This is a genomic window from Nocardia noduli (assembly GCF_019038455.1).
Classification (GTDB): domain Bacteria; phylum Actinomycetota; class Actinomycetes; order Mycobacteriales; family Mycobacteriaceae; genus Nocardia; species Nocardia noduli.
On sequence record NZ_JAFMPL010000011.1, the window covers coordinates 74,303 to 97,384 of the forward strand.

21 protein-coding genes are annotated in these 23,082 nt (G+C 66.8%); 5 read left to right on the forward strand and 16 right to left on the reverse strand.

Going from position 1 to position 23,082, the window contains the following annotated elements; genetic code table 11:
- Positions 1-235 precede the first annotated feature (235 nt).
- From JZ792_RS09560 to JZ792_RS09570, 3 genes are all read left to right on the forward strand, one after another.
- The gene (locus tag JZ792_RS09560) at positions 236-1,126 is read left to right on the forward strand and encodes a glycine betaine ABC transporter substrate-binding protein (RefSeq protein ID WP_216909011.1); all 891 of its coding nucleotides are present in this window, start codon (positions 236-238) and stop codon (positions 1,124-1,126) included.
- Positions 1,127-1,301: 175 nt separating this feature from the next.
- Positions 1,302-1,985, forward strand: a complete 684-nt coding sequence (locus JZ792_RS09565) for a PadR family transcriptional regulator (protein WP_216909013.1) — start codon at positions 1,302-1,304, stop codon at positions 1,983-1,985.
- 77 nt (positions 1,986-2,062) lie between these two features.
- Positions 2,063-3,544: a DHA2 family efflux MFS transporter permease subunit gene (locus tag JZ792_RS09570; RefSeq protein WP_216909015.1), complete on the forward strand. Its 1,482-nt coding sequence runs from the start codon at positions 2,063-2,065 to the stop codon at positions 3,542-3,544.
- Between the two features lie 3 nt (positions 3,545-3,547).
- Here JZ792_RS09570 and JZ792_RS09575 read toward each other — a convergent pair whose 3' ends face one another.
- From JZ792_RS09575 to JZ792_RS09600, 6 genes are all read right to left on the reverse strand, one after another.
- Positions 3,548-4,174 (reverse strand): Uma2 family endonuclease, encoded by a 627-nt coding sequence (locus JZ792_RS09575; RefSeq protein ID WP_216909017.1) that lies wholly within the window; start codon positions 4,172-4,174, stop codon positions 3,548-3,550.
- 124 nt (positions 4,175-4,298) lie between these two features.
- On the reverse strand, positions 4,299-5,963 hold the full coding sequence (locus tag JZ792_RS09580; RefSeq protein WP_216909019.1) for a molybdopterin-dependent oxidoreductase: 1,665 nt from the start codon (positions 5,961-5,963) through the stop codon (positions 4,299-4,301).
- A gap of 136 nt (positions 5,964-6,099) precedes the next feature.
- The gene (locus JZ792_RS09585; RefSeq protein WP_216909021.1) at positions 6,100-7,893 is read right to left on the reverse strand and encodes an AMP-dependent synthetase/ligase; all 1,794 of its coding nucleotides are present in this window, start codon (positions 7,891-7,893) and stop codon (positions 6,100-6,102) included.
- A 132-nt stretch (positions 7,894-8,025) separates the two neighbouring features.
- Positions 8,026-8,970: an alpha/beta hydrolase gene (locus JZ792_RS09590; protein WP_216909023.1), complete on the reverse strand. Its 945-nt coding sequence runs from the start codon at positions 8,968-8,970 to the stop codon at positions 8,026-8,028.
- A 3-nt stretch (positions 8,971-8,973) separates the two neighbouring features.
- On the reverse strand, positions 8,974-9,804 hold the full coding sequence (locus JZ792_RS09595) for an SDR family NAD(P)-dependent oxidoreductase (RefSeq protein WP_109528468.1): 831 nt from the start codon (positions 9,802-9,804) through the stop codon (positions 8,974-8,976).
- The gene (locus JZ792_RS09600) at positions 9,801-11,336 is read right to left on the reverse strand and encodes a flavin-containing monooxygenase (protein ID WP_216909025.1); all 1,536 of its coding nucleotides are present in this window, start codon (positions 11,334-11,336) and stop codon (positions 9,801-9,803) included. The genes JZ792_RS09595 and JZ792_RS09600 overlap by 4 nt, the downstream gene beginning before the upstream one ends.
- Before the next feature lie 69 nt (positions 11,337-11,405).
- Between JZ792_RS09600 and JZ792_RS09605 the strand changes: the two genes are divergently transcribed.
- Together JZ792_RS09605 and JZ792_RS09610 are read left to right on the forward strand one after the other, a co-directional pair.
- On the forward strand, positions 11,406-12,062 hold the full coding sequence (locus JZ792_RS09605; RefSeq protein WP_308165225.1) for a TetR/AcrR family transcriptional regulator: 657 nt from the start codon (positions 11,406-11,408) through the stop codon (positions 12,060-12,062).
- 70 nt (positions 12,063-12,132) lie between these two features.
- A complete protein-coding gene (locus tag JZ792_RS09610) occupies positions 12,133-12,273 on the forward strand; it encodes a hypothetical protein (protein ID WP_308165226.1) in 141 nt (46 codons plus the stop codon).
- A gap of 136 nt (positions 12,274-12,409) precedes the next feature.
- Here JZ792_RS09610 and JZ792_RS09615 read toward each other — a convergent pair whose 3' ends face one another.
- The 10 genes from JZ792_RS09615 to JZ792_RS09660 all read right to left on the reverse strand — a co-directional run bounded on the left by JZ792_RS09615 (position 12,410) and on the right by JZ792_RS09660 (position 22,831).
- The gene (locus tag JZ792_RS09615; RefSeq protein WP_216909027.1) at positions 12,410-12,757 is read right to left on the reverse strand and encodes an acyl carrier protein; all 348 of its coding nucleotides are present in this window, start codon (positions 12,755-12,757) and stop codon (positions 12,410-12,412) included.
- A gap of 111 nt (positions 12,758-12,868) precedes the next feature.
- A complete protein-coding gene (locus JZ792_RS09620; RefSeq protein WP_216909029.1) occupies positions 12,869-13,813 on the reverse strand; it encodes an NAD-dependent epimerase/dehydratase family protein in 945 nt (314 codons plus the stop codon).
- 57 nt (positions 13,814-13,870) lie between these two features.
- Positions 13,871-14,419 (reverse strand): TerD family protein, encoded by a 549-nt coding sequence (locus JZ792_RS09625; RefSeq protein WP_216909031.1) that lies wholly within the window; start codon positions 14,417-14,419, stop codon positions 13,871-13,873.
- A gap of 156 nt (positions 14,420-14,575) precedes the next feature.
- Positions 14,576-14,764, reverse strand: coding sequence for a hypothetical protein (locus tag JZ792_RS09630; RefSeq protein WP_216909033.1), 189 nt, complete (start codon positions 14,762-14,764; stop codon positions 14,576-14,578).
- A gap of 199 nt (positions 14,765-14,963) precedes the next feature.
- Positions 14,964-15,638: a 4Fe-4S single cluster domain-containing protein gene (locus tag JZ792_RS09635; protein WP_308165227.1), complete on the reverse strand. Its 675-nt coding sequence runs from the start codon at positions 15,636-15,638 to the stop codon at positions 14,964-14,966.
- The gene (locus JZ792_RS09640) at positions 15,635-16,666 is read right to left on the reverse strand and encodes a helix-hairpin-helix domain-containing protein (RefSeq protein WP_216909035.1); all 1,032 of its coding nucleotides are present in this window, start codon (positions 16,664-16,666) and stop codon (positions 15,635-15,637) included. The genes JZ792_RS09635 and JZ792_RS09640 overlap by 4 nt, the downstream gene beginning before the upstream one ends.
- The gene (locus tag JZ792_RS09645; protein ID WP_216909037.1) at positions 16,663-16,905 is read right to left on the reverse strand and encodes a DUF2997 domain-containing protein; all 243 of its coding nucleotides are present in this window, start codon (positions 16,903-16,905) and stop codon (positions 16,663-16,665) included. Before JZ792_RS09645 ends, JZ792_RS09640 begins: the two co-directional genes overlap by 4 nt.
- On the reverse strand, positions 16,902-17,342 hold the full coding sequence (locus JZ792_RS09650; RefSeq protein ID WP_216909039.1) for a hypothetical protein: 441 nt from the start codon (positions 17,340-17,342) through the stop codon (positions 16,902-16,904). The genes JZ792_RS09645 and JZ792_RS09650 overlap by 4 nt, the downstream gene beginning before the upstream one ends.
- 7 nt (positions 17,343-17,349) lie before the next feature.
- Positions 17,350-18,903, reverse strand: coding sequence for a Ycf46 family AAA ATPase (locus tag JZ792_RS09655; RefSeq protein WP_308165228.1), 1,554 nt, complete (start codon positions 18,901-18,903; stop codon positions 17,350-17,352).
- Positions 18,904-19,120: 217 nt separating this feature from the next.
- Positions 19,121-22,831, reverse strand: coding sequence for a multifunctional oxoglutarate decarboxylase/oxoglutarate dehydrogenase thiamine pyrophosphate-binding subunit/dihydrolipoyllysine-residue succinyltransferase subunit (locus JZ792_RS09660; protein ID WP_438804315.1), 3,711 nt, complete (start codon positions 22,829-22,831; stop codon positions 19,121-19,123).
- Positions 22,832-23,082: the final 251 nt, after the last annotated feature.

The window sequence follows — 23,082 nt, forward strand, 5'->3', positions numbered from 1 at the left end:
GCCAATGCCGCGGCGGCGATCAGGAATCGGGTGGCGCGCAAGGCCAAGCGCAGCGCCGAGCGCCGGTGCCGCGCGGCATCGGGGGTCGATGTGGTATCCACTGGGGTCCTTCCGGCAGAGCGAGCTATGCGAGCGGCCGGATGACGACGGCCACCGGTACATTCTGGTTGTCCATACTGCCCGCTACTGAGCCTTTGTGTCGGCTCTGTCGACTTCGGAGAGTTGGTGTCGTCGGATGTTGCTGGCCGCGTCGAAGCGGATGCTGGCACGGTTGTTGCTGGTCACGGCCGCTGTCACCGCAGTATCGTGCGGCAGCGACGACGCGCGTTCGGCATTCGTTGTCGGCGCGGGAGATTCGGTGGAATCCCGGGTGCTCGCCGAGATCTACGCGGGCGCGCTCGCGCGCACCGGACTCACCGTCGCGGTGCTGCCACAGCTCGGAGCGCGGCCCGACTATCTCGCCGCACTCGACGCGGGCCGGATCGGTCTCGTCGGCGAACACAGCGGAGAACTGCTGGCCTACCTGGATTCCGCCACGACCGCCCGAACTCCGCAGCAGGTGACCGTCGCGTTGAATCGGGCGCTGCCGGAGGGCATCGTCGTCGCCGATCCGGCCGACGGGACCGATATGCGGCCGCGCGTCCTACTGCCCGCCGAGGTCGCCGACCGAGAGGACCTGCGTTCGATCGCCGACATCGGCCCGCGCTGCGGCGAGTGGGAAGCCGGAATCGCCCCCGCCCCCGACATTCTGCGCGCGTCGTCCGCGCGACTCTCGATCGCCGGATGCGACTTCGCCCGAGAACGCCCACTGCCCGACGCGGCGACGTTGCGAAACGCCTTGCTGGACGGCGGTTCGCCGGTCGGCGTCCTCTCCGGCCCGCCCGCTCTGACCCCCGGCGGAGCCGATGGCCTCGCGATCCTCACCGATGAGGATTACGCGCTCCCCGCGCAGAACGTGCTCCCGATCTTCCGCAAGGGCATGCTCGATGACCGTCGCCTGGAGAAACTGAACTACGTCGCGGGTGAGCTGACCACCGAGGATCTGGTCGACCTGATCCTGAAGGTCCGCGCCGGAACCTCCGCCGCGACCGCGGCGCGCGATTGGCTGGACGAGCACGCCCTCTGATCTTCGCAATACCGTCATTTCGGGCCTCTACGAGGCATTTCCATCACGGATCGTGTGCGCGGAACCCCCTTGCCACCCCGATGCTCCGGACCGTATATTCCGTGTGGAGTATTTGGCGTGGGATATACCGGCCGCGGATCGCCGGTGCCACGCTCGACCACGGAGAGGGGAAGGAATGGGACAACAGGCGCGTCCCGGGGTGACCGCGCTCGCGGTCGCCGTGCTGGCTCTGCTGGCGGAGCGGCCCATGCATCCGTACGAGATGTATCAGCTGCTGATCAGTCGTGGCGAAGACCTATTGGTCAAGGTCCGCCCGGGATCGCTCTATCACACGGTCGCGCGACTGGCCGAGCACGAATTGGTGCGTGCCGAAGGCGTCGACCGGTCGGGTAATCGTCCCGAACGCACCACCTATCGCATCACCGAACTCGGTGAACAGGCGCTGCGGAACAAGGTCGCCGAGGTCATCCGGTACCCGCACGCCGAATATCCGATGTTCCCGCTCGCGCTGGCGGAGGCGCACAATCTGCCCGCCGCCGACGTCACCGCCCTGCTCCAGGAACGGCTACGGCATCTGCGCGCCGATATCGAGGATTTCGACCGCATGACGGACTGGGCCACCAGACACCAGGTCCCGCGTCGGTACTGGATCGTGCTGCCGTATCTGCGCGCGACCGTCGGCGCGGAGATCGCGTGGATCGACGGCTTCCTCGCCGAACTCGGCAGCGGCGCGCTGGAGTGGGAGCGATTCGACCCGGAAACCGGCGCGAGGATCGCCGGACCGGAACATCCGTGGGCCGACGCCGGGAATACCGAGCGTGCGCCCGTACCCCGCCGCGCCGCCGCGGCCTCCCCGTGATCTCGCGACGGAGTCCGGCACGCCGGGCCCCGATCGCTCACCAACCTTCGAAGCTTCCGAGAAATGGAACCGAACCTATGACCACCCAACGTAATCCGTGGCTGGCGCTCACCGCGCTGGTCGTCGGCTTCTTCATGATCCTGCTCGATATGACCATCGTCGCCGTCGCGAACCCGGCGATCATGGAAGACCTGGGAGCCGATGTCTCCTCGGTGATCTGGGTGACCAGCGCCTACCTGCTGACCTACGCCGTGCCACTGCTGGTGACCGGCAGGCTCGGCGACCGCTACGGCCCCAAGAACATCTACCTCATCGGTCTCGCCGTCTTCACCGCCGCGTCGCTGTGGTGCGGTCTTTCCGGCACCATCGGCATGCTGATCGCGGCCCGCGCGGTGCAGGGACTCGGCGCGGCGCTGATGACCCCGCAGACGATGGCCGTCATCACCAGGACGTTCCCGCCGGATCGTCGTGGCGCGGCGATGGGCCTGTGGGGCGGCGTCGCGGGTCTCGCGACACTGGTCGGCCCGATTCTGGGTGGCGTGCTCGTCGACAGCCTCGGCTGGGAGTGGATCTTCTTCGTCAACGTGCCCGTCGGCATCATCGCGTTCGGGCTGGCCGTCTGGCTGGTGCCGTCGCTGGAGACCAACGACCACAAATTCGACATCCCGGGCATCGTGCTCAGCGGTGTCGGTCTGTTCCTGCTGGTCTTCGGTATCCAGGAGGGGAATTCCTACGACTGGTCGGTGGGTATCTGGCTGATGATCGGCGCGGGTGTGCTCGTACTCGCCGCGTTCATCTGGAACCAGGCCCGCAACCGCGGTGAGCCGTTGCTGCCGCTGAGCCTGTTCAAGGACCGCAATTTCGCGCTGTCGAATCTCGCCATCGCCGCCATGGGCGCGGCCATCACCGCGCTGATGGTGCCCGCCTACTTCTACCTGCAAGCCGTCCGCGAGATGTCGCCGACCAAATCCGCCCTGGTGTTCGCGCCGATGGCGATCGTGACCGGTTTCTTCGCCCCGGTCATCGGCAAATTCTCCGATCGCCTGCCGCCGCGGCTGGTCCCGACCATCGGCTTCACCGCCTTCGCGGCCTCCGTCTTCTGGTTCGCCGCGCTGATGACACCGGATTCCCCGATCGCGGTCTTCCTCATCGCCGCCGCGCTCGCCGGCTTCGCCAACGCCTGCATCTGGGCTCCGCTCGCGTCGACGGCGACCCACAACCTGCCGGTCCAGCAGGCCGGTGCGGGCGCGGGTATCTACAACACCACCCGCCAGGTGGGTTCGGTCCTCGGCAGCGCCGCGATCAGCGCACTCATCGCCTCCCGCATGAGCGCCAACGGACTCGGCGGCGGCAAGGTCGCCGAAGGCGGCGCGGGTCAGGGCGCCATACCGGAATTCGTCAAGGACGCCTTCAGTTCCGCACTCGCCGAATCGATGCTGCTCCCCGCCTGCATCCTCCTCATCGGCGTCGTCGCCTCGGCCCTGTTCGTCAGCCACTCCCGTGGCCGCGCGGCGGAACCGACCGACAAACTCTCGAAGGCCGACACCCTCGCGGGCTGAGCGTCACCGGGTGAGTCCGTCGAGCCGACTCCAATCCACCGCGACCCGAATCGGTAGGTCGATGGTCGCGGTGGATGCCGTCGGCGTCATCTCGACATGCGGTCGGTACTGCCCGAGCGTGTGATCCAGTACGTGGATCTCGATCGACGAGACCCGGTCGTCGACGACCCACACGATCCAGTACCAGGGAATTCCGGCGACCGCGTATTCCGCCTTCTTCTCCACCAGATCGACCTTGCTCGTCCCCGGTGACACGATCTCGACGGCGAGTTTCACCATATGAGCGGGCAAGGGGCGCAGATCGGCGGGTGCGCACTCGAATACCGCGATGTCGGGTCGGCGGATGGTCGTGCGTGGGGCTTCCCACAACAGCACATCGAAGTCCGTATTCACATCGAGGCATTCATCGGGAGATCGACGGCGGTGCGTCGTGATCGCGGTATCGAGCAGATCCGTGAGGCGGCGGGCCGCCGTCTGATGTGGACGCGACGGCGACTCCGCCCGTACGGCCTCGCCGTTGACGATTTCGACCAGGCGGCAGAACTCCTCCGGAAGCTCCCGCCAGACTTCCACCGTGATGAGTTCGGGCTGCAGATTTTCTTCTCTGGCCCAATCGAATACGGCGGACATGCTGCGCTCCTCGGGGTGGGCAACGGATTCCGTGTTCGATCCTAGTTGCCGCGAACTGCCCCGACGGCGGAGTGGCGATCGTGCGGTGGCAGCGGATCTCCGCTCGAGCCGGGCTCCCCGGCGACTATTTGACGGTGAAGGCGACCTCGGGGTGGCCGGTGGCTCCGTTGGGTAGGGCGCCCATGCGGTCGGCGGTCTGGATGGCGCCCGCGCCGTCGGTGGCGCGGGCGAAGACGGTGTGCGAACCGGGGGTGGCGTTCCATTCGTAGACCCATTGGCGCCAGGTGTCGATGGATTGTTCGGCGGACAGTCTGGCCTGCTGCCACGGGCCGCCGTCGATCTGGACCTCGACGGCGCTGATGCCGCGGTGCTGGGCCCAGGCGACTCCGGCGATGGCGACGGTGCCCTTCGAGATCTTGGCGTTCGCGCGGGGGGTGTCGATGCGGGTGCCGGTCTTGACCGGGCCGTACGGGGACCACCAGCGCTTGGTCCAGTAGGCCATCGCGCGGTCGAACCGGGTGACCTCGAGTTCGGTCACCCATTTGGTGGCCGAGACGTAGCCGTACAGGCCGGGCACGACCATGCGGGCCGGGTAGCCGTGGGACACCGGAAGCGGCTCACCGTTCATGCCGACGGCGAGCAGCGCGTCACGGCCGTCGGTGAGTGCCGCCAGCGGGGTTCCCGCGGTCCATCCGTCCACACTGTGTGACATGACCATGTCGGCGTCGGGGTGCGGGCCCGCCTCGGCGAGCATTTCGTCGATCCGGTAACCGCGCCACATCGCGTTGCCGATCAGATCGCCGCCCACCGAATTGGATACGCACGCCAATGTCACCAGCCGTTCGATCGCCTCCCGATTCGCCAGATCCGCCCAGCGGATGACGATCTCGCGATCGACCATGCCGTGGATGCGCAACGACCAGTCCTCGATCGACAGCTGCGGCACGATGAGTTCGGTGTCGATCCGGTAGAAATCGGCATTGCGGGTGAGATACGGGGTCAGTCCGGGAATGCGCAGATCCGCTTCCGGCGCAAGGGAAATCGGCGGACCCACCGGTTCCGGCAGCTGTACCGCCGCTCGTTCACCCGAGACGTCGGCCCGTCGCGAACCGAGCAGTCGGCCGCCGAATCCGGCGACCAGCGCTACCCCGCCGGTGACGGCGACACCGCGCAGCAGCTGTCGGCGTCGCAACGCGCTCACGCCGTCCGGCACGAGGGCCGGATGCGGTATGGCTCGCGGTCGGGCGGTCGATACCGACGATGCGGGAGTGTGGTCCGGGGTGCGGTCTCCGGGGGTGAGCCGATCATCCTCGACCGCCTCGACCGCCTCGACCGCCTCGACCGCCTCGACCGCCTCGACCGCCTCGACCGCCTCGACGCGGCGGGTGAGTACCCGTAGCGCGTAGATCCCCGCCGCGACACCGACGACCGTCGGGAACGCCGCGGAGAACCCGTGCTGTTCGACCGCGATGACCGCGGTGACGATCCCGAACACCGCGAACACCGACGAGCCGATCGCGCGGTTGCCGCGTTCGACGACGCCGACGAAGGCGGCCAGCAGTATCGCGACCACCGCCATGCACAGGTAGAGCACCATTTTGTCGCTGGTGCCGAAAGTCTGGATCGCCCACTCGCGCAATCCACCCGGCGTGTGGTCGATCACCGTGGAGCCGAGGACCTGCACCGGTGCGGTTTCGGAGCCGACGAAGGCGGCGAGCACTTCGGCGACGCCGAGTGCCAGGCCCGCCGAGACGATCCCGGCCGCCATCCGATACCACAGTCGCGCCATGAACCGAGCCTACTGCCGCCCCCGTGCCGTCGATGTGACCATTTTCTGACGGCAGACGAACATCGGGAAGGGCCCGATACGACAACGCCGCCCGCGAATTCGATTCGCGGGCGGCGCCGTTGCTGTCACGAGGAGATCAGCTGTAGATCTTCTCCACCTCGGAGGCGTACTGCTTCATCACGACGGCGCGCTTGAGCGACATCTTCGGGGTGAGTTCGCCGGTCTCCTGGGTCCAGTCGACCGCGAGGATGCGGATCTTCTTGATGGCCTCGGCGTGCGACACCTTCTTGTTGGTGTCCGCGACCGCGGCATCGATTTCGGCGACGATGGCCGGATTCTCGATCAGCTGCTCGATCGGGGTGTCCGCGGCGACGCTGTTGCGTTCCTTCCAGCCCGGCAGCGCCTCGGGATCGAGGGTGATCAGCGCGCCGACGAAGGGCTGACCGTCGCCGACCACCATGACCTGGCTGATCAGCGGATGGGCCCGCAGCGAATCCTCGAGCAGCGCGGGGGAGACGTTCTTGCCGCCCGCGGTGACGATGATCTCCTTCTTGCGGCCGGTGATGGTGACGAAGCCGTCGGCGTCGATCGCGCCCAGATCGCCGGTCTTGAACCAGCCGTCGGCGAAGGCCTCCTCGGTGGCTTCCGCGTTACCCCAGTAGCCGTCGAAGACGACCGAACCGCGCAGCAGCAGTTCGCCGTCCTCGGCGATCTTGACCGAATGGCCCTCGATCGGCTTGCCGACGCTGCCGACTCGCAGGTTCTCGGGGGTGTTGACGGTGACCGCCGCGGTGGATTCGGTGAGACCGTAACCCTCGTAGACGGTGACGCCGACGCCACGGAAGAAGTGGCCGAGGCGCGCGCCGAGCGGTCCGCCGCCCGAGACGGCCGCCTGGCACTGGCCGCCGAGCGCGACCCGCAGTTTGCTGTAGACGAGTTTGTCGAACACGCCGTGCTTGAGCTTGAGCACCAGACCCGGGCCGCCGTTGTCGAGGGATTCGCTCCACTCGATGGCGGTGTCCGCGGCGGCGTCGAAGATCTTGCCCTTGCCGCCGTCGTGCGCCTTCTGCTTGGCGCCGTTGAACACCTTCTCGAACACACGCGGCACCGCGAGGATGAAGTGCGGGTGGTAGCTGCCGAACTGTTCGACCAGGGTGGTCCAGTCGGAGGTGAAGGCGAGGACCACCTTGGCGTCGAACGAGGTCAGCGTGACCGCGCGCGCGAAGACGTGGGCCAGCGGCAGGAACATGAGGGTTTTCTTGCCCTCTTGGATGTACTTGCGCAGCGCGAGCCGGTCGGACTTCGATTCCGCCCAGAGGTTGGCGTGCGACAGCATGACGCCCTTGGGGCGGCCGGTGGTGCCCGAGGTGTAGATCAGGGTCGCGGGCGAGGCCGCCTTGACCTGCTTGCGACGGTCGTGCACGACCTGGTCGTCGAGGTCGGCGCCGCGCTCGATCAGCTGTTCGACCGCGCCCTTGTCGATCTGGAGGGTTTCCTTCAGATCCGCCAGCGAGCCCGCCTCGATCTCGTCGATCGTGGCGCGGTGCTTGTCGTTGTCGAGGACCAGCAGTTTGGTGGCCGAATCCTGCAGGATCCACTTGGCCTGCTCGGCGGCGGAGCTGTCGTAGATGGCGACGGTGCAGCCGCCCGCGGCCCAGATGGCGAAGTCGAAGGCGACCCATTCGTACCGGGTGGGGGCCATGATCGCGACGCGGTCACCGAGTTCGATGCCCGAGGCGATCAAACCCTTCGCGATGCCGGTCACCGTCTTCGCGAACTCCGCGGCGGTGACATTCCGCCAGCCGCCGTTGTCGTCCGACAGGTTGAACAGCACCGCGTTCGGTGACTGTTCGGCATGCCGGAAGACGTTGTCGGAATTGTTCGCGTCTTCCGGAATGGTGTAGGAAGCCGGAACTTCGAACTCGCGCATCACTGCCCTTCCACGTGGTTTACTCGCCAGTAATCTACGACACGTATGGGCGCGTCGTCATGTCGACCACCGGAAATTTGTCCGAATCTTATTTCGAGCGGAACCATCGGCCGGTGGATACGGGGTGCGTGATCATCCTAGATCCCGGACCGACACCGGCTGTAACGCTTCGCGCAGGAAATCGGCCAGTTCCCGCACCTCGGCGGCCGCGGACCCGATCAGCCCGGCCTGTAGTTGCGCGACATGCCACAGTCCGCGTGTCCGGCTGAACCGGACGTGCACGCCCGCGTCGCGCAGCGCCGCCTCCAGCGTCAGGCATTGGTCGTAGAGCATCTCGCCCTCGTCGACCTGGAGGTAGGTCGGCGGCAGGCCGTGCAGTGCACCGCGCAGTGGCGCGTAGCCGGAATCGTCGCCGTCGCCCGCGCCGAGGTAGGCCGCGGCGCACGAGCGTGACCAGGGCCGATTGACGACCAGATCGCGTTCGCGGTCGGGAATCAGGTTCGGGTCGCTCCACGGGGCGATGAGTCCGAGCGCGGCGGGGGCGAGCCCGTGATCGGCGACGAGTCGCTGCGCGGTGGCCAGGGTGAGTCCGCCGCCCGCGGAATCACCCGCGATCGCGATGCGCTCGGGCCGGTGCCCCTTCTCTCGGACGAGTTCGAGGAACGCGGTCTCCGCGTCGTCGAGCGCGGCGGGGAAGGGGTGCTCCGGCGCGAGTCGGTAGTCGAGCACGTACACCGGACAGTCGGTGCCGTGCGCGAGCCGGGCCGCCAGCGAGCGGTGCGTGGTCAGCGAGCCGACCGTGTACCCGCCGCCGTGCAGGTACAGGATCGCGCCCGACTCCGCCGCCCGCGCGCGTGGCCCGTCGATCACGGTCGAGGCCGAGGTGATCCGCTCCGCTGGCCTGCCCGCCAGCCGCAGTCGGCGCACGACGGTGTCGTCCGGTACCGGCTGTGCGCGCGACATCACGTCCATGAGCACGCGCTGCGCCGCGAACGGCAGGCGATCGTTGAGGATGACGCGGAAGACGGGATCGAGCACCGCCCGCGCGAGGGGCAGCGGGATATCGAAATCGCGCATGGTCTACGGCAGGAATGGCCGGTTGACGGCGGCGGAGATGCGCTGGTAGCCCGACGCGGTGATCCGCACGAACAGATCGAGCAGTTTGGCCTCCCAGCCGATGAGCACGCGGCCGTGGCCCTTGCGCACCCCTTCGGTGATGGTCTGCGCGGCCATCTCGGGGGTGTGGATCGCCAATTTCGCGTCGAACATCGATGCCGCGTTCTTGGCGTCGATGCCGTCGGCGTAGGTGGCATTGCGGGCGACGGCGGTCTTGATGCCGCCGGGGTGCACGCAGGTCACCTTCACCGGATGCTTACCGACCAGCATTTCCTGGCGTAGCGATTCGGTGAAACCGCGCACCGCGAATTTGGCCGAGTTGTAGGCACTCTGGCCGGGCACGGCGATGAGCCCGAACAGGCTGGAGACATTGACGACATGGCCCGCGCCGGACTCCATGAGCAGCGGTAGGAAGGCCTTGGTGCCGTTGACGACGCCCCAGAAGTCGACGTCCATGATCCGCTCGATGTCCTTGAACTCGGACTTGATCACGTCGCCGTGATAGGCGATTCCCGCGTTGTTGTAGATCTGGTGCACGACGCCGAAATGCGCTTTCACCGCGTCGGCGTAGAGCAACACCGCCTCGCGTTCGGCCACATTGAGCCGATCTGATTTCACCTGCGCGCCGAGTTCCTCGCACCTGCGCGCGGTCTCGGCGAGGCCCTCGGTATCGATGTCGGAGAGCGCGAGCTTGGCGCCTCGTTTGGCCAGGTTCTCCGCGAGCGCCCGGCCGATGCCCGAACCCGCCCCGGTGATCACGCAAACCTTGCCCGTGAAATAAGCGTCATTGCTCACGGTGCTGCCACCACTTTCAGATCGTTACGTGACGCGGCCGTCGTCTGATAGGCGTCCACGTCGAATGTCTTTGTCAGCCTACGGAATTCGAAGGTGAAATCGGGCCATAACGTGGTGTTGTTCCCATGTTTGTCCATGTACCAGCTCGCGCAGCCACCGGTATTCCACACGCTCTTGCCCAGTTTCGCCTGCAAATCACGGTTGTAAGCGTCCTGGACGTCCTTGCGGACTTCGACGGTGCGCAAACCCATTTCGTCGACGGTCGCCAGCGCGTCGGCGATGTAATTGATCTGTGATTCGATCATGTACACCATCGAGGTGTGGCCGAGGCCGACGTTCGGGCCGACCAGGAAGAACATATTCGGGAAGTTCGCGATGGACGCGCCCTTGTAGCCCTGCTGACCGATCTCGTCGAACACCTCGCTGAGCGTGCGACCGTCCTTGCCGGTGATGGCCTCGTAGGTCGGCGAATCGGTCACGTGGAATCCGGTGGCGACGATCAGCGCGTCGATCTCACGCTCGGTGCCGTCCTTGGTGACAATGGAATTCGCGCGGATCTCGGCGATGCCCTCGGTGACCAGGTCGACGTTCGGGCGGCTCAGCGCCGGGTAGTAGTTGTTCGAGATCAGCATGCGCTTGCAGCCGATCCGGAAGTTCGGGGTGACCTTCTTGCGCAGTTCGGCGTCGCGAACCTCGTAGCGCAACTTGGCCTTCGCCAGCAGTTCGAATCCACGCATCAGCGCGGGCACCTTGGCCAGGCCGACGACCTGGGTCTCGCGCGCGGCGTAGATGGCGGCGCGCGACAGGCGCTGGAAGCCGGGAATGTGCTTGAACGCCAGTCGTTCCGGCAGCGTGTAGGGGCGATCCATGCGCGGAAGCAGCCAGGGCGCGGTGCGCTGGTAGACGTCGAGATGCGCGACCTGTGGCGCGATGGCGGGCACGATCTGGATGGCCGAGGCCCCGGTGCCGATGACCGCGACACGCTTTCCGGTCAGGTCGATCTCGTGATTCCAGCGGGCGGAGTGGAAGGTCTCGCCTTCGAAGGTGTTGATGCCCTTGATATCCGGGAGCGCGGGTTCGCAGAGTCCACCGACCGCCGAGACCACCGTGTCCGCGGTGAACTCGCCCTTGGACGAGCTGATCTCCCAGCGCGCGTCGTCGGCGTTCCAGCGCACACTCGTCACGTCGCAGTCGAAGATGTGCTTGTCGAGCACCCGATGCCGCTCGGCGACACTGCGGATGTACTGGTAGATCTCGCCCTGCTTGGAGAACGAACGCGACCAGTCCGGATTGAGCGCGAAGGAATACGAGTACAGGTGCGACGGCACATCGCAGGCCGCGCCGGGGTAGGTGTTGTCCCGCCAGGTGCCGCCGACGTCGTTGCCACGTTCGAGGATCAGGTAATCGGTGCGACCCTGCTGCCCCAGTCGGATAGCCAGCCCTAGCCCCGCGAACCCACTGCCGATAACGATCGTCCTGGCGTGGCGGGTGGGCTGGTCGCCGACGGCTTTGTCTGTAACCTTGCGACTCATATAAGTGAGAATACGGATCTATTGAGCGTCAGTCAACAGCTATTGAGTCACGTTCAGTAAGATGGCGGCGTGGCAAGAGAAGCGGGAGCGACCAAGCGTGTCCGGCTCACCCCGGAACAGCGCCGCGTGCAGCTGATAACCCTCGGGGTCAAGATGCTCGGCGAACGCGCCATCGAGGACATCTCCATCACCGAGATCGCCGAACAAGCGGGCATCTCGCGCGGCCTGCTCTTCCACTACTTCCCGACGAAACAGGATTTCCAGCTGGCCGTCGTCGCGCAGGCGAACGCCGAACTCCTCGAACGCGTCACCCCCGACCCCACGCTCGGCGTGCTCGACATGCTGCACGACTCGATCGGGCGCTACGTCGAATACGTCACCGAGAACCGCGCCTCCTACCTGGCGCTGCTGCGCGGCCCCACCAGCGTGAGCCCCGACCTGAAACCTCTGGTCGACCAGACCCGCGACGTCATCATCGGCATCATCCTCGCCGAAGCGCCGGTGCCGATCGAGGAGGACCGCAGGCCCCGGCTCCTGCTCGGCATGCGGGGCTGGGTGGCGTTCGTCGAGGAGACGACCTTGACGTGGTTGCGTGAGGAACCCATCGGCCGCGACGACCTCGTCGACCTGCTCGTCGAATCCCTGGTAGCTCTCGCCTTCGCCCTCGATCCGGCGCTCGCCGAAGCGTTGGGCCGTGCCGCGGTTTCCGCCGAGTCCACGCGTTAGGTCGGACCCCCGTCGGTCACCACAGCTGTTACCGCCGTGGTGCGTTGCCCGGGTGAATACGATGACGGCCGTGCCCGACGTCGACCGACCGGACCTCCCCGAATTCATGACGTGGGAGGAACTCGAAGAGCTGCCCGAGGAAATCGCCGCGCAGATCGAACTCCGGGACAGCCGCGTGGTGTGGGTGCACCGCGACCCCGGCGTGCAATAACGTTTCACCGTTCGGCTGCGCAACGCCATCGAACGTTGTGCCCGCATGAGCTCGCCTACTGATCGCGGCAGGGCACGTCGCCGTCGGAGATCTGCACCCACGAGCGGTGGGCGTTCGGGAATCGAGGCGAGCGCGATTACCTGTGTGGAGCGGGTGGTGGAGCGTTGTCGTGTGTGTGCTCGGCGAGGAACCGTTCCAGGTCGGGCGCGGGTGCCCGACAGGTCACCGCCGCGGCTTTGCGGACGACGAATGCGGCCGTGCGGTGCACGGTTCGGAAATTGTCCGGATGCAGGTCGTCGGTGTGCACCTCGAAATCGAAGGTGCGTTCCAGCAGGGCGACGATTTCCAGTGCCCGCAGCGGTGTCACCAGGCCCATCGCGAAATAGTCGTCGTCGGGTCCGATCTCGACGCCGGTGATCAGTCGGAACTGTCGCAGTAGCTGTGCCGTCAGCTCCGGGGCCGGGGCACATGTCTCATCGTCCATCTACAGTCCTCCTCGCCGAAAACTCCAGGTGGATAACTCGGTTCGGAAATTACCGCGCGGCGGGGCCGCGCGAATGCCCCCAATTCGTGTGCCCCCGAAGGTGGCTGATCGCTACATCTTTCCCGGTGTGTCCGGAATCGGCCGGGTTTTCGGATCCTTGGCCGCCCAGGCGCGGCCGATGATCGTGTCGATATCGGAGGAGGTCGCCGTCCAGTTCAGTTCGTTCCTGGCGCGGGTGTTGTCGCAGACGAGTCGGCGCGGTTCGGTCGCGGCCGGGCGGTGCCGGACCGCGACGGCATTGCCGGTGATCCGGGAGGTCGCAGCCACCAACTCGTTCACGCTGGTGCCGATTCCGCTGCCGATGTTGTATCGCCGGGAGACGCCGGGGTCGGGCAGTCGGGTCAGTGCGGCGGCGAAAGCCTGTGCGGCGTCGTCGACGTGGAGGTAGTCGCGAACGGCGGTGCCGTCGCCGTTGATCGGCAGGCGGTGCAGTTCGCCGGCGGCGACGGCGAGCAGTCGCGGGACGATCCCGCCGTCGTCGGCATTGGACCCGCCGACGATATTGAACAACCGCAGGATGACCGCGGACAGCGTGCCGGTGGCGGCTTGGGCGGTGATGGCCGCTTCGGCGGCCAGTTTGCTCGCCGCGTACGGATGGGGCGGGTCGTCGGGCAGATCCTCGTCGATCGGCTGCCGATCCGGTGTGCCGTAGATCGCGGCGGTCGAGGCGAATACCAGGTGGCGGACGCCGACCGCCTCCATTGCCCGCAACAGGGCGACGGTGCCGCCCGCGTTCACCTCGAAATAGCGCAGCGGCTCGGTATGCGAATCGCGGGCGCGGGTGAGCCCGGCGAGATGACAGACCGCGTCGATACCGTGCAGCGCGTGGGTGAGGGCGGCGACATCGCGCAGGTCGGCGGCCCGCATCGGCAGGTCCGCGGGCGCGAGTGACCGCCCGCGATGCACCGAACCGATGACTGTGTGCCCGCTGTCGCGCAGCGCCCGGCAGACCGCGCCGCCGAGGTAGCCGTTCGCACCGGTGACCAGGACTCGCACTCGGAACCTCTTCTGTCCGGCGGATATACACCTACGGGTGAAAAGCGCCGGCGTGGTTCACGAAAGGTAGGGGGCGAGCTGGGGAATCGCCTCGACCGGATGGTTCGCCTCGATGGCCACGCCGATCGGCTGATACTGCCATCCCCGCGCCGTCAGGACCAGCTTTCCGGGAACAAATCCCGTGCGATTCGGTCCGTTGTCCAGAATGTATCGGGCGAACTCGATGTCGTTGACGCCGTCGACGAAGCGGCAGAAGGCGTTGTCGATCTGCTCGAACGACTGTCCGGCGTAGGACGTGACCAGGTAGATGACGGTGGTGATATTCGGCGACAACCTGGTCAGGTCGACGGTGAGCACCTCGTCGTCGCCCGGTTCCTCCCCGGTGACGCTGTCGGCGAGCAGTCGCACCGCCCCGTCCTGGGATATCAACTGATCGTGATACACCGTATCGACGAGTACATCACCCTCGAACATCAGCGCGGCCGCGTTCAGATCGATATCGGGTCTGCCACCGGCCAGCCATCGACGGGTCTCCGGATCCCACCCCAGCCCCATCGTGACCCAGGCGAGTCCGGGCACACCCTCGTCATCAACCGTCGTGGACACCGACACCTACTTCTCGACGCGCGATACGGCACAATCACCGTCGCGCCGTCCAACGATTCCCACCCTATGCGCAGAGCGCCCGCCGTGCGCCACGTCGAATCGGCACAACAGCCGTGGAGACGCGAAACATCTGGTGCGGCAGGGAAAATGCGGACCTCAATCCCACAGACGCGAGCAGGGGAGAGGCGGCAATCCGTCACGCAGTTCGTCGTCGACCGTCACTTCGAATTCCGGAAAACCTTCGGCCAGTTCATCGGCGACATTGCGGGCCTGCTCCGCCGAAGCCGTGTAATCCAGCGAAAGGTAGTCGGATTCGATATGGACGTGACGTTTCGATAAACCCATACCCCACTCCTTCCAACCACCGCACCCCAACTCTGTCCAGAGTCCTCCCGAACGGTCGACCGTAGGACACGGGCGCATACCGACTGGGTATGGTTCCGATTCCCGCCCGTTCTCGAACATGTATTTGATTTTCGGTCGGCTCCGGCCGTGGTCGCGTGTGCCTCGGCGTCGGCGGCGTGGTCGTCCGGCCCGGCGACGGTCAGTCGCGCGGATCGATTTTCCGGGCGTGTGGGCGGTCGATGCGTGCGCCCAGGTCCGCGATGAGGGTGTCGAGCGCGTCCATGTCGCTCCATCCGTTGACCGCGACGGTGCCGTCCGCGCCGACCCGCACTTCGACGCGATCCGGGGCGGTCACGAAATCCAGGTCGCGATATCGAGGGGTCAGGGCGCGCAGACCCTGATTGGTCGAGCCCACCCAGGGGCGATGGTGGTCGAGCAGTTCGGTGCGGAACGGGCCGTCGGCGAGCAGGTCGGTGTGTGCGAGCAGCGCCGCGATATCCGGCCGCACCTGGGCCCAGGCGCACAGATCGGTGTAGTCGTAGCCGGTGAACGTCATGATCGACAGACCGTGTGCGCGGGCGGCCGCGGCGCAGCGCGCCAAAGGGGCTGCCTGCTCGAAGGGTTCGCCGCCGAGCAGGGTGATGCCGTCGACCCCTGCCGCGGTGGCCTCGCGCAGGAGGCGTTCGGTCCACTCGCCCACGGGGACGGTCGTGCCGCCGGAATCCGCCCACATGTGCGGGTTGAAGCAGCCTTTGCAACGAATCGTGCAGCCCTGCAACCAGATCGCGGTCCGCAGGCCCGGCCCCTCGGCGGCGGTGGCGGTGAGTACCCGCGCCAGGCGCAGGGAATCGGCGGGGATCTCGTTCGGGATCACAGATCGAGCTTCCGGCCCCGGGCCGCGGGTGTCGGGGTTTCCGAGAAGGAGAGACGCGCCGCGACGAGGTGGAGTTGATGGGGTTTCAGTCCGGTGACTCGAGCGAATTCGCGCAGATCGCGCAAGGGGGCGGTGCTCTTGCGGGCCTCGAGCACCGCGTCCACCGCGGCCCCGGGGAGGCCCGCCTGTGACAGTTGTTCGGCCGAGCAGGTATTCACGTCGATCCTGTCGGTGGCGAGGTCTGACGTGACGTCGGAATCCGAGGCTGGCCGGTGCGTGCCCGACCGGGCGGATTCGGACGCAGCGGCGGGTCGGCCGAATTGCGGTGCGGATCCGGGCGCGGAAAGCGGGGCGAGCCGACCGCCTTCGGCAGGAGTGGACGGATTGCGTTGCCACGGTGAGGTGGCGGGCACGGACTGCCCAGCGTTCGGCGAGCCGGGTGCGGGAACAGCCGTCGCGGGCCATGGTTCGGCAGATGTACCCGGCGCGGGTACGGGTGCTGAGTGCCACGGCGAGCCCTGTGCGGCGGAGCCGTGCCACGGATCTGGAACGGACGGAGGCTGCGGTGCCCAATACTGTTGCGGATCACCGCCGATCCAGCCGTTCGCGGATTGCGGCTGAATTCGATTGGGGTACACCGGCGTGATCGCGTGCTGAGGCCCCGCCGACTTCTCCCACAGCAGGTGCAGGTACTGCGGGCGGACGAGTAGCGCGTGCACGAATCCCGCGATCCAGTTCGCGACGAGCGCGCCGGACAACCAGGTGTTGACGATCTCCTCGCTGTGGGTGCGCGGCGGCGCCCCGGCGGCGAGCTCGTCGGTGGTGGGTCCGGAGAACCCCATCGCCACGAAGCAACCGATGACCAACAGCAGGTACACACCGCCGGTGATCAACCACGCCCGTTTTCCGGTGCGGATGCCGATATAGAAGAAGGAACCCCAGGTCAGTAGACCGAGGAGAAAGGTAGGCAGAATCCAGAGGCTGTGGGTTACCCGCCAGCGCGGGCTGCCGGGCTGCGGCAGGCTCATCGCTCGTGATCCAGTCGCGCGGGCTGGGCGAAATGCGCGCGATCCGGCTGCGGGACCACGGGCGCCCCCTCGGTTTTCCACCAGTCCTCGGTGTAGGTGCTGTCCAGGGTGTCGGCGGCGAGCAGATCCTCCAGCGCCTGGACGTAGGGCAGGCACTGCTCGCCGACGGCGTCGTGCGTCTCGGCCTGTATCTGTCCGTCGGCGGACACGGTCACGGTGATGCGGACCGGCCGGCTCATTCGCGGACCTCCAGCACCATGGTCACCGAGCGGTCGGCGTTGGCGGTCTGCGACACGAGCGACATGCCCGCGGCGGGCGCTTGGTCACGGACCCGCCGCAACACCTCGGCCTGCACCCGCAAACCGTAGGCCGCGTCGATCGCGAGCACCGTGTCCACGCAGCGCTGCCGGTCCTCGGTGCCGTGGAAATGCGCCTGCCACACCCCCTCGGCGTCGCGCCGCAGTTGCGCTGTCATCTGCGCCCATTCGACATCGATGGCGTCGGGGGCGGCCGAGGTGGTGCGCGCACCCGTGTCCTGCAACGCCAGATTCAGCAGTCTCGCGTCCCGCAACCGCGTCGACACGGTGCACACATTCGGTGCGGGAGAACTCTGCGCGACGGCGGCTTTCGCGACCGCGCCGAGTGCGACGGGCAGCAGTATCAGAGAAATGCTCACGTATGGATTATTCCGGGGCGAGGCCGTCGTTGCCCAGCGATCGGGATGCGGGAACAGCGCGCAATTTCGCCCATTCCCTCAGCTCGGTCACCTGCGCGGCGTGCAACGTCGACAACGGGACGGTATTTCGCACCGCGTGCAGCAGATCCGCCGCGGTCAGCGCGCGCCGATCGAAATACGCCTCGAAGAGCCCGGAGACCACGGCCTGTTCGATTTCCGCGCCGGAGAACCCCTCCGATATCCCGGCCAGTTCCCGCAGCAGCTCCGGCGTGAGTTCCGGTCCGCCCGCCGGTCCGGCGGGACGCCGGGTCAGGTGTAGCCGCCAAATATCGGCGCGCTCATACGAATCCGGCAGGTCGACGAAGAAGATCTCGTCGAATCGGCCTTTGCGCAGAAATTCCGGGGGCAGATTCTCGATGCGATTCGCCGTGGCGATGACGAACACCGGCCCGGTCTTCTCCTGCAACCAGGTGAGAAAGGTGCCGAAAACCCGCGCGCTGGTGCCGGTGTCGGAAGCGGTGCCTGCCCCGGCGAAACCTTTGTCGATCTCGTCCACCCACAGCACGCACGGCGCGCACGCCTCCGCGGTCGCCAGGGCCGAGCGCATATTGTGTTCGCTCGCGCCGACCAGGCCCGCGAAGACCCGGCCGATATCCATCCGGATCAGCGGAAGTCCCCACGCCGCGGCGGCGGCCTTGGCCGTCAGCGATTTTCCGCAACCCGGCACACCGGTGATGAGCACCCCCTTCGGCGCGGGCAGCCCGTAGGCGGCGGCCTCGGCGAGCCAGGAGTCACGCCGCTTGTCCAGCCACGACTTCAGCGCGTCCAGCCCGCCGACGTCGGCGAGATCGATCTCGCTCCGAACCAACTCCAGCAGTCCGGTTTTGCGGATGGTCTGCGCTTTCTCCGCCAACACCAGTTCCACATCGGATTCGGTGAGGGCACTGCCGTTCACCATCGCCAGCGATACCGCGTTCTCGGCTTCGGCGAGGGTCATGCCGAGCGCCGCCTTGGTCAATCGGTCACGACCGCGTTCGTCCAGCGCCACGTGCACCGTGTCGCGATTCCGGATGATCATGCCTTCGAGCAGGTCGCGGATCTCGGGTTCGCCCGGCAGCGCGAAATCGACCACCGTGACATCTTTTTCGAGTTCGGGCGGGATCCGCAGCACCGGCGCGACCACGATCACGGTGCGGGCCAGTTCCCCGGCCCGAAAATCGCGCACCACATCCCGCAGCGCGCGCACGGTCAGCGGATCCGCCTGCTGGGTGCCGTCGCCGAGGAAGGCGTGCAGATCGCTCAGCACGAAGACCGCCCGCTCGTGCACCCGCGCCACCCCCTGCAACATCGCCGCCGGTGCGTGCGTCTCCCGTTCCGGGGGGCCACCGGCCCGGCGCAGCCCCTCCGTCGCCGACCAACGCCACAGCGCGCGCGGGGTCTTCAAACCGGCTACCGCGGCGTCGATCTCGTCCAACACCCGCTGTTCCTCGAAGGATTCCACGAACAACAGCGGGAAACGCGCCTGGAGCAGGTGGGTCAGGGCGGAGCGGAATGGCGGCACAGTCGCCGATGGTAATGCGCACCGAGATCTGTTCCGCGGCTCGACCGCGCACATCGACCGGACACCGGTGCGGGCGGCGCTGCCTTCCTTCGGTCTGGTCCGGGCCGTACTCGGGGAATTCGCAGTCGTGGGCCTCTGTGGATCGGTCGCCCAACGACGACGCCGGGTCGTTTCGCTCGGGGGAGCGATACGACCCGGCGTCGGGTGTCGGACGTGACTAGCTGGTCGGCTCGAACGCCTCGGCGACGATCTCGGCCTGCTCCACGGCGTGGACCTTGCTCGAACCCGAGGACGGGGCCGACATGGCGCGGCGGGAGATGCGGCGCAGCTTCTTGAACCGCTCGGGGAGGGTTTCGGGGAGGTTCAGGCCGAAGAAGGGCCATGCGCCCTGGTTGGCCGGTTCTTCCTGGACCCACGCGATATCGGTGGCGTTCGGGTAGCCGTTGAGCGCCTCGTTGAGGCGGCGCACGGGCAGCGGGTAGAGCTGCTCGATCCGAACGATCGCGACATCCTCGCGCTTCTGCTTCGCCTTCTCGGCGGCGAGCTCGTAATAGAGCTTGCCGCTGGTCATCACGATCCGCTTGACCTTGGAACGATCACCGGTGCCCGTTTCGTAGGCGGGCTCGTCGAAGACCGAACGGAACTTCGACTCGGTGAAATCCTTCAGATCCGAGACGACGGCCTTGTTGCGCAGCATCGACTTCGGGGTGAAGACGATCAGCGGGCGGCGGATGCCGTCCAGCGCGTGGCGGCGCAGCAGGTGGAAGTAGTTCGCCGGGGTCGACGGCACCGAGACGGTCATCGAACCTTCCGCGCACAGCTGAAGGAACCGCTCGATACGACCGGAGGTGTGGTCGGGACCCTGACCCTCGTGGCCGTGCGGCAGCAGCAGCACGACGTCGGAGAGCTGACCCCACTTGGCCTCACCGGAGGAGATGAACTCGTCGATGATGGACTGCGCGCCGTTGACGAAGTCGCCGAACTGCGCTTCCCACAGCACGAGTGCGTCCGGGTTGCCCAGCGAATATCCGTATTCGAAACCGACGGCGGCGTATTCGCTCAGCGCCGAATCGTGCACCGCGAACCAACCCGGGTTCTCGCTGCCGATGTTGTGCAGCGGGGTGTACTCCTCGGCCGTCTTGCGGTCGATGATCACCGAATGGCGCTGGGTGAAGGTGCCGCGACGCGAATCCTGACCGGTCAGGCGCACCGCCAGACCGCCGTCGATGAGCGTGCCGAAGGCGAGCAACTCGGCGAAGGCCCAGTCGACCTTGCCCTCGTAGGCCATCTCGCGGCGCTTCTCCAGCACCGGCTTCACGCGCGGGTGCACGTTGAAACCGTCCGGCACGTCGAGGAAGGCGTCGCCGATACGTTGCAGCAGTGCCTTGTCGACGGCCGTCTGCACGGTCGTCGGGACCTTCTGGTCGTCCTCGACCGACTCGCTCGGACCCGGGGTGTACTTCTCCAGCTCGCGGACCTCGTTGAACACCCGCTCCAGCTGACCCTGGTAGTCGCGCAGCGCGTCCTCGGCCTCTTTCAGCGAGATGTCGCCACGGCCGATCAGGCTTTCGGTGTAGGCCTTGCGCACCGAACGCTTGGTGTCGATGACGTCGTACATCGACGGCTGGGTCATCGACGGGTCGTCGCCCTCGTTGTGGCCGCGACGGCGGTAGCAGACCATGTCGATGACGACGTCCTTGCGGAACTTCTGCCGGAAGTCGACCGCGAGACGGGCCACCCAGTCGCAGGCTTCGGGATCGTCGCCGTTGACGTGGAAGATCGGCGCGCCGATGAATTTCGCGATATCGGTCGAGTATTCGGTGGAGCGGCTGTTCTCCGGCGCGGTGGTGAAGCCGATCTGGTTGTTCACCACGATGTGGATGGTGCCGCCGACCCGGTAACCGCGCAGACCCGACAGGTTCAGCGTCTCGGCGACCACGCCCTGACCCGCGAACGCGGCGTCACCGTGCAGCATCAGCGGCATGACCGAGAAGCCCTCGGGGCCGTCGCCCTTGTCGAGCAGATCCTGCTTGGCGCGAACCAGACCCTCCAGCACCGGGTCGACCGCTTCCAGGTGCGAGGGGTTGGCGGTCAGCGAGACCTCGATCTCGTTGTCGCCGAACATCTGGAGGTAGGTGCCGCGCGCGCCCAGGTGGTACTTCACGTCACCGGAGCCGTGGGTGGCCGCCGGGTTCATGTTGCCCTCGAACTCGGTGAAGATCTTCGAGTAGGGCTTGCCGACGATATTGGCGAGCACGTTGAGGCGGCCGCGGTGGGGCATACCGATGACGACCTCGTCGAGCGCGTATTCGGCGCACTGGTCGATGGTGGCGTCCATCATCGGGATGACGGCTTCGGCGCCCTCGAGCGAGAACCGCTTCTGGCCGACGTATTTGGTCTGGAGGAACGTCTCGAACGCCTCGGCCGCGTTGAGCCGGTTCAGGATGTACTTCTGCTGGGCGACCGTCGGCTTCGCGTGCTTCTGCTCGACCCGCTCCTGCATCCACTGCAACTGCTCGGTTTCCAGGATGTGGGTGTACTCGACGCCGACGTGGCGGCAGTACGCGTCACGCAGGATCGACAGCACGTCGCGCAGTTTCATGCGTTCCTGGCCGTGGAAACCGCCGACGTTGAATTCGCGGTCCAGATCCCACAGGGTCAGCCCGTGCTGGGTGACGTCGAGATCGGGGTGGCTGCGGAACTTTTCCTTGACCAGACGCAGCGGGTCGGTGTCGGCCATCAGGTGACCGCGGTTGCGGTAGGCGGCGATCATCTCGAGCACGCGGGCGCTCTTGTCGACGCCGCGCTCGCGGATGTCCTGGCGCCAGCGCACCGGCTCGTACGGCACGCCGAGGGCGTGGAAGACCTCGTCGAAGAACTCGTCGGAGATCAGCAGGGTGTGGATGGTCCGCAGGAAATCGCCGGATTCCGCGCCCTGGATGATGCGGTGGTCGTAGGTCGAGGTGAGCGTCATCAGTTTGCCGATGCCGAGATCGGCGATGCGCTCGTCGGCCATGCCCTGGAATTCGGCGGGGTACTCCATCGCGCCCGCGCCGATGATGGCGCCCTGGCCGTTCATCAGACGCGGCACGGAGTGCACGGTGCCGATGGTGCCCGGGTTGGTCAGCGAGATGGTGACGCCGGAGAAGTCCTCGCCGGTGAGTTTGCCGTCGCGGGCGCGCCGCACGACGTCCTCGTAGGCGGTGTGGAACTGCCCGAAGGTCATGTCCTCGGTGTTCTTGATGGCCGCGACCACCAGCGAACGGTTGCCGTCCTTGCCGGGCAGATCGATGGCGAGACCGAGGTTGGTGTGCGCGGGGGTGACCGTGTTCGGCTTACCGTCGACCTCGGCGAAATGCCGGTTCATGTTCGGGAATTTGCGGACCGCCTGCACGATCGCGAAACCGAGCAGGTGGGTGAAGGAGATCTTGCCGCCGCGGGTCCGCGCGAGGTGGTTGTTGATGACCAGACGATTGTCGATCATCAACTTCGCCGGGATGGCCCGCACGCTCGTGGCGGTCGGGATGGCCAGCGAGGCGGACATGTTCTTCGCGACCGCCGCGGCCGCGCCGCGGAGCACCCGGGATTCGTCGGAAGCCGGTTCGCCGGACTTGGGACCACCGGTGGTGGGCGCCGCGTTCGACAGCGGCGCCGGGGTGGTCTGCGGGGCGCGGGTGGCCTTGGCCGCCGGGGCCTGCGCGGGCTTGGCGGCGGCGGGTGCGGCCTTCGCCGGTGCGGGCGCCGGTGCCGTCTTGACCGCTGCCGGTGCGGTCTTCACGGCCGCCGGTGCGGCGGGCGCCGAGTCGGCGGCGGGAGGTGTCGTCTGAGGAGTTGGCTGGTCGCCGGTCACTTCAGGGGTGTAGTCGGCGAGGAACTCGTGCCAACTTGCGTCGACAGAGGATGGATCCTCCTTGTATTTGAGATACATCTCGTCGACTAACCACTGGTTCTGTCCGAACTGGGAAGTTGAGCTGCTCACAGCAGGTGTTCGCCTCATTTCGTTCTTCGCGCTGCGACGTTTGTGACGTGCCCGGCACGGGGATCAGCGGATGCGCGCCGATGCGCCCTCATTGAGGATAGGCCCAGCAGCAAATCGGCGATGCTACCCACCACCGGACATTCCAGAACTCACCTGTGCAGACTCGTCCGGCAACGAGAATATTCCCTCGTCCCGGCAGA

Bases quoted from the DNA above. Each gene is read 5' to 3' on its own strand.
- JZ792_RS09645 (WP_216909037.1), bottom strand. From the start codon at position 16,905: ATGAGCCGGCCGGTCCGCATCACCGTGACCGTGTCCGCCGACGGACAG.
- JZ792_RS09660 (WP_438804315.1), bottom strand. From the start codon at position 22,831: ATGTATCTCAAATACAAGGAGGATCCATCCTCTGTCGACGCAAGTTGG.
- JZ792_RS09600 (WP_216909025.1), bottom strand. From the start codon at position 11,336: ATGAGTCGCAAGGTTACAGACAAAGCCGTCGGCGACCAGCCCACCCGC.
- JZ792_RS09590 (WP_216909023.1), bottom strand. From the start codon at position 8,970: ATGCGCGATTTCGATATCCCGCTGCCCCTCGCGCGGGCGGTGCTCGAT.
- JZ792_RS09565 (WP_216909013.1), top strand. From the start codon at position 1,302: ATGGGACAACAGGCGCGTCCCGGGGTGACCGCGCTCGCGGTCGCCGTG.
- JZ792_RS09585 (WP_216909021.1), bottom strand. From the start codon at position 7,893: ATGCGCGAGTTCGAAGTTCCGGCTTCCTACACCATTCCGGAAGACGCG.
- JZ792_RS09630 (WP_216909033.1), bottom strand. From the start codon at position 14,764: ATGGGTTTATCGAAACGTCACGTCCATATCGAATCCGACTACCTTTCG.
- JZ792_RS09640 (WP_216909035.1), bottom strand. From the start codon at position 16,666: ATGAGCCTGCCGCAGCCCGGCAGCCCGCGCTGGCGGGTAACCCACAGC.
- JZ792_RS09560 (WP_216909011.1), top strand. From the start codon at position 236: ATGTTGCTGGCCGCGTCGAAGCGGATGCTGGCACGGTTGTTGCTGGTC.
- JZ792_RS09615 (WP_216909027.1), bottom strand. From the start codon at position 12,757: ATGGACGATGAGACATGTGCCCCGGCCCCGGAGCTGACGGCACAGCTA.
- JZ792_RS09570 (WP_216909015.1), top strand. From the start codon at position 2,063: ATGACCACCCAACGTAATCCGTGGCTGGCGCTCACCGCGCTGGTCGTC.
- JZ792_RS09575 (WP_216909017.1), bottom strand. From the start codon at position 4,174: ATGTCCGCCGTATTCGATTGGGCCAGAGAAGAAAATCTGCAGCCCGAA.
- JZ792_RS09580 (WP_216909019.1), bottom strand. From the start codon at position 5,963: ATGGCGCGACTGTGGTATCGGATGGCGGCCGGGATCGTCTCGGCGGGC.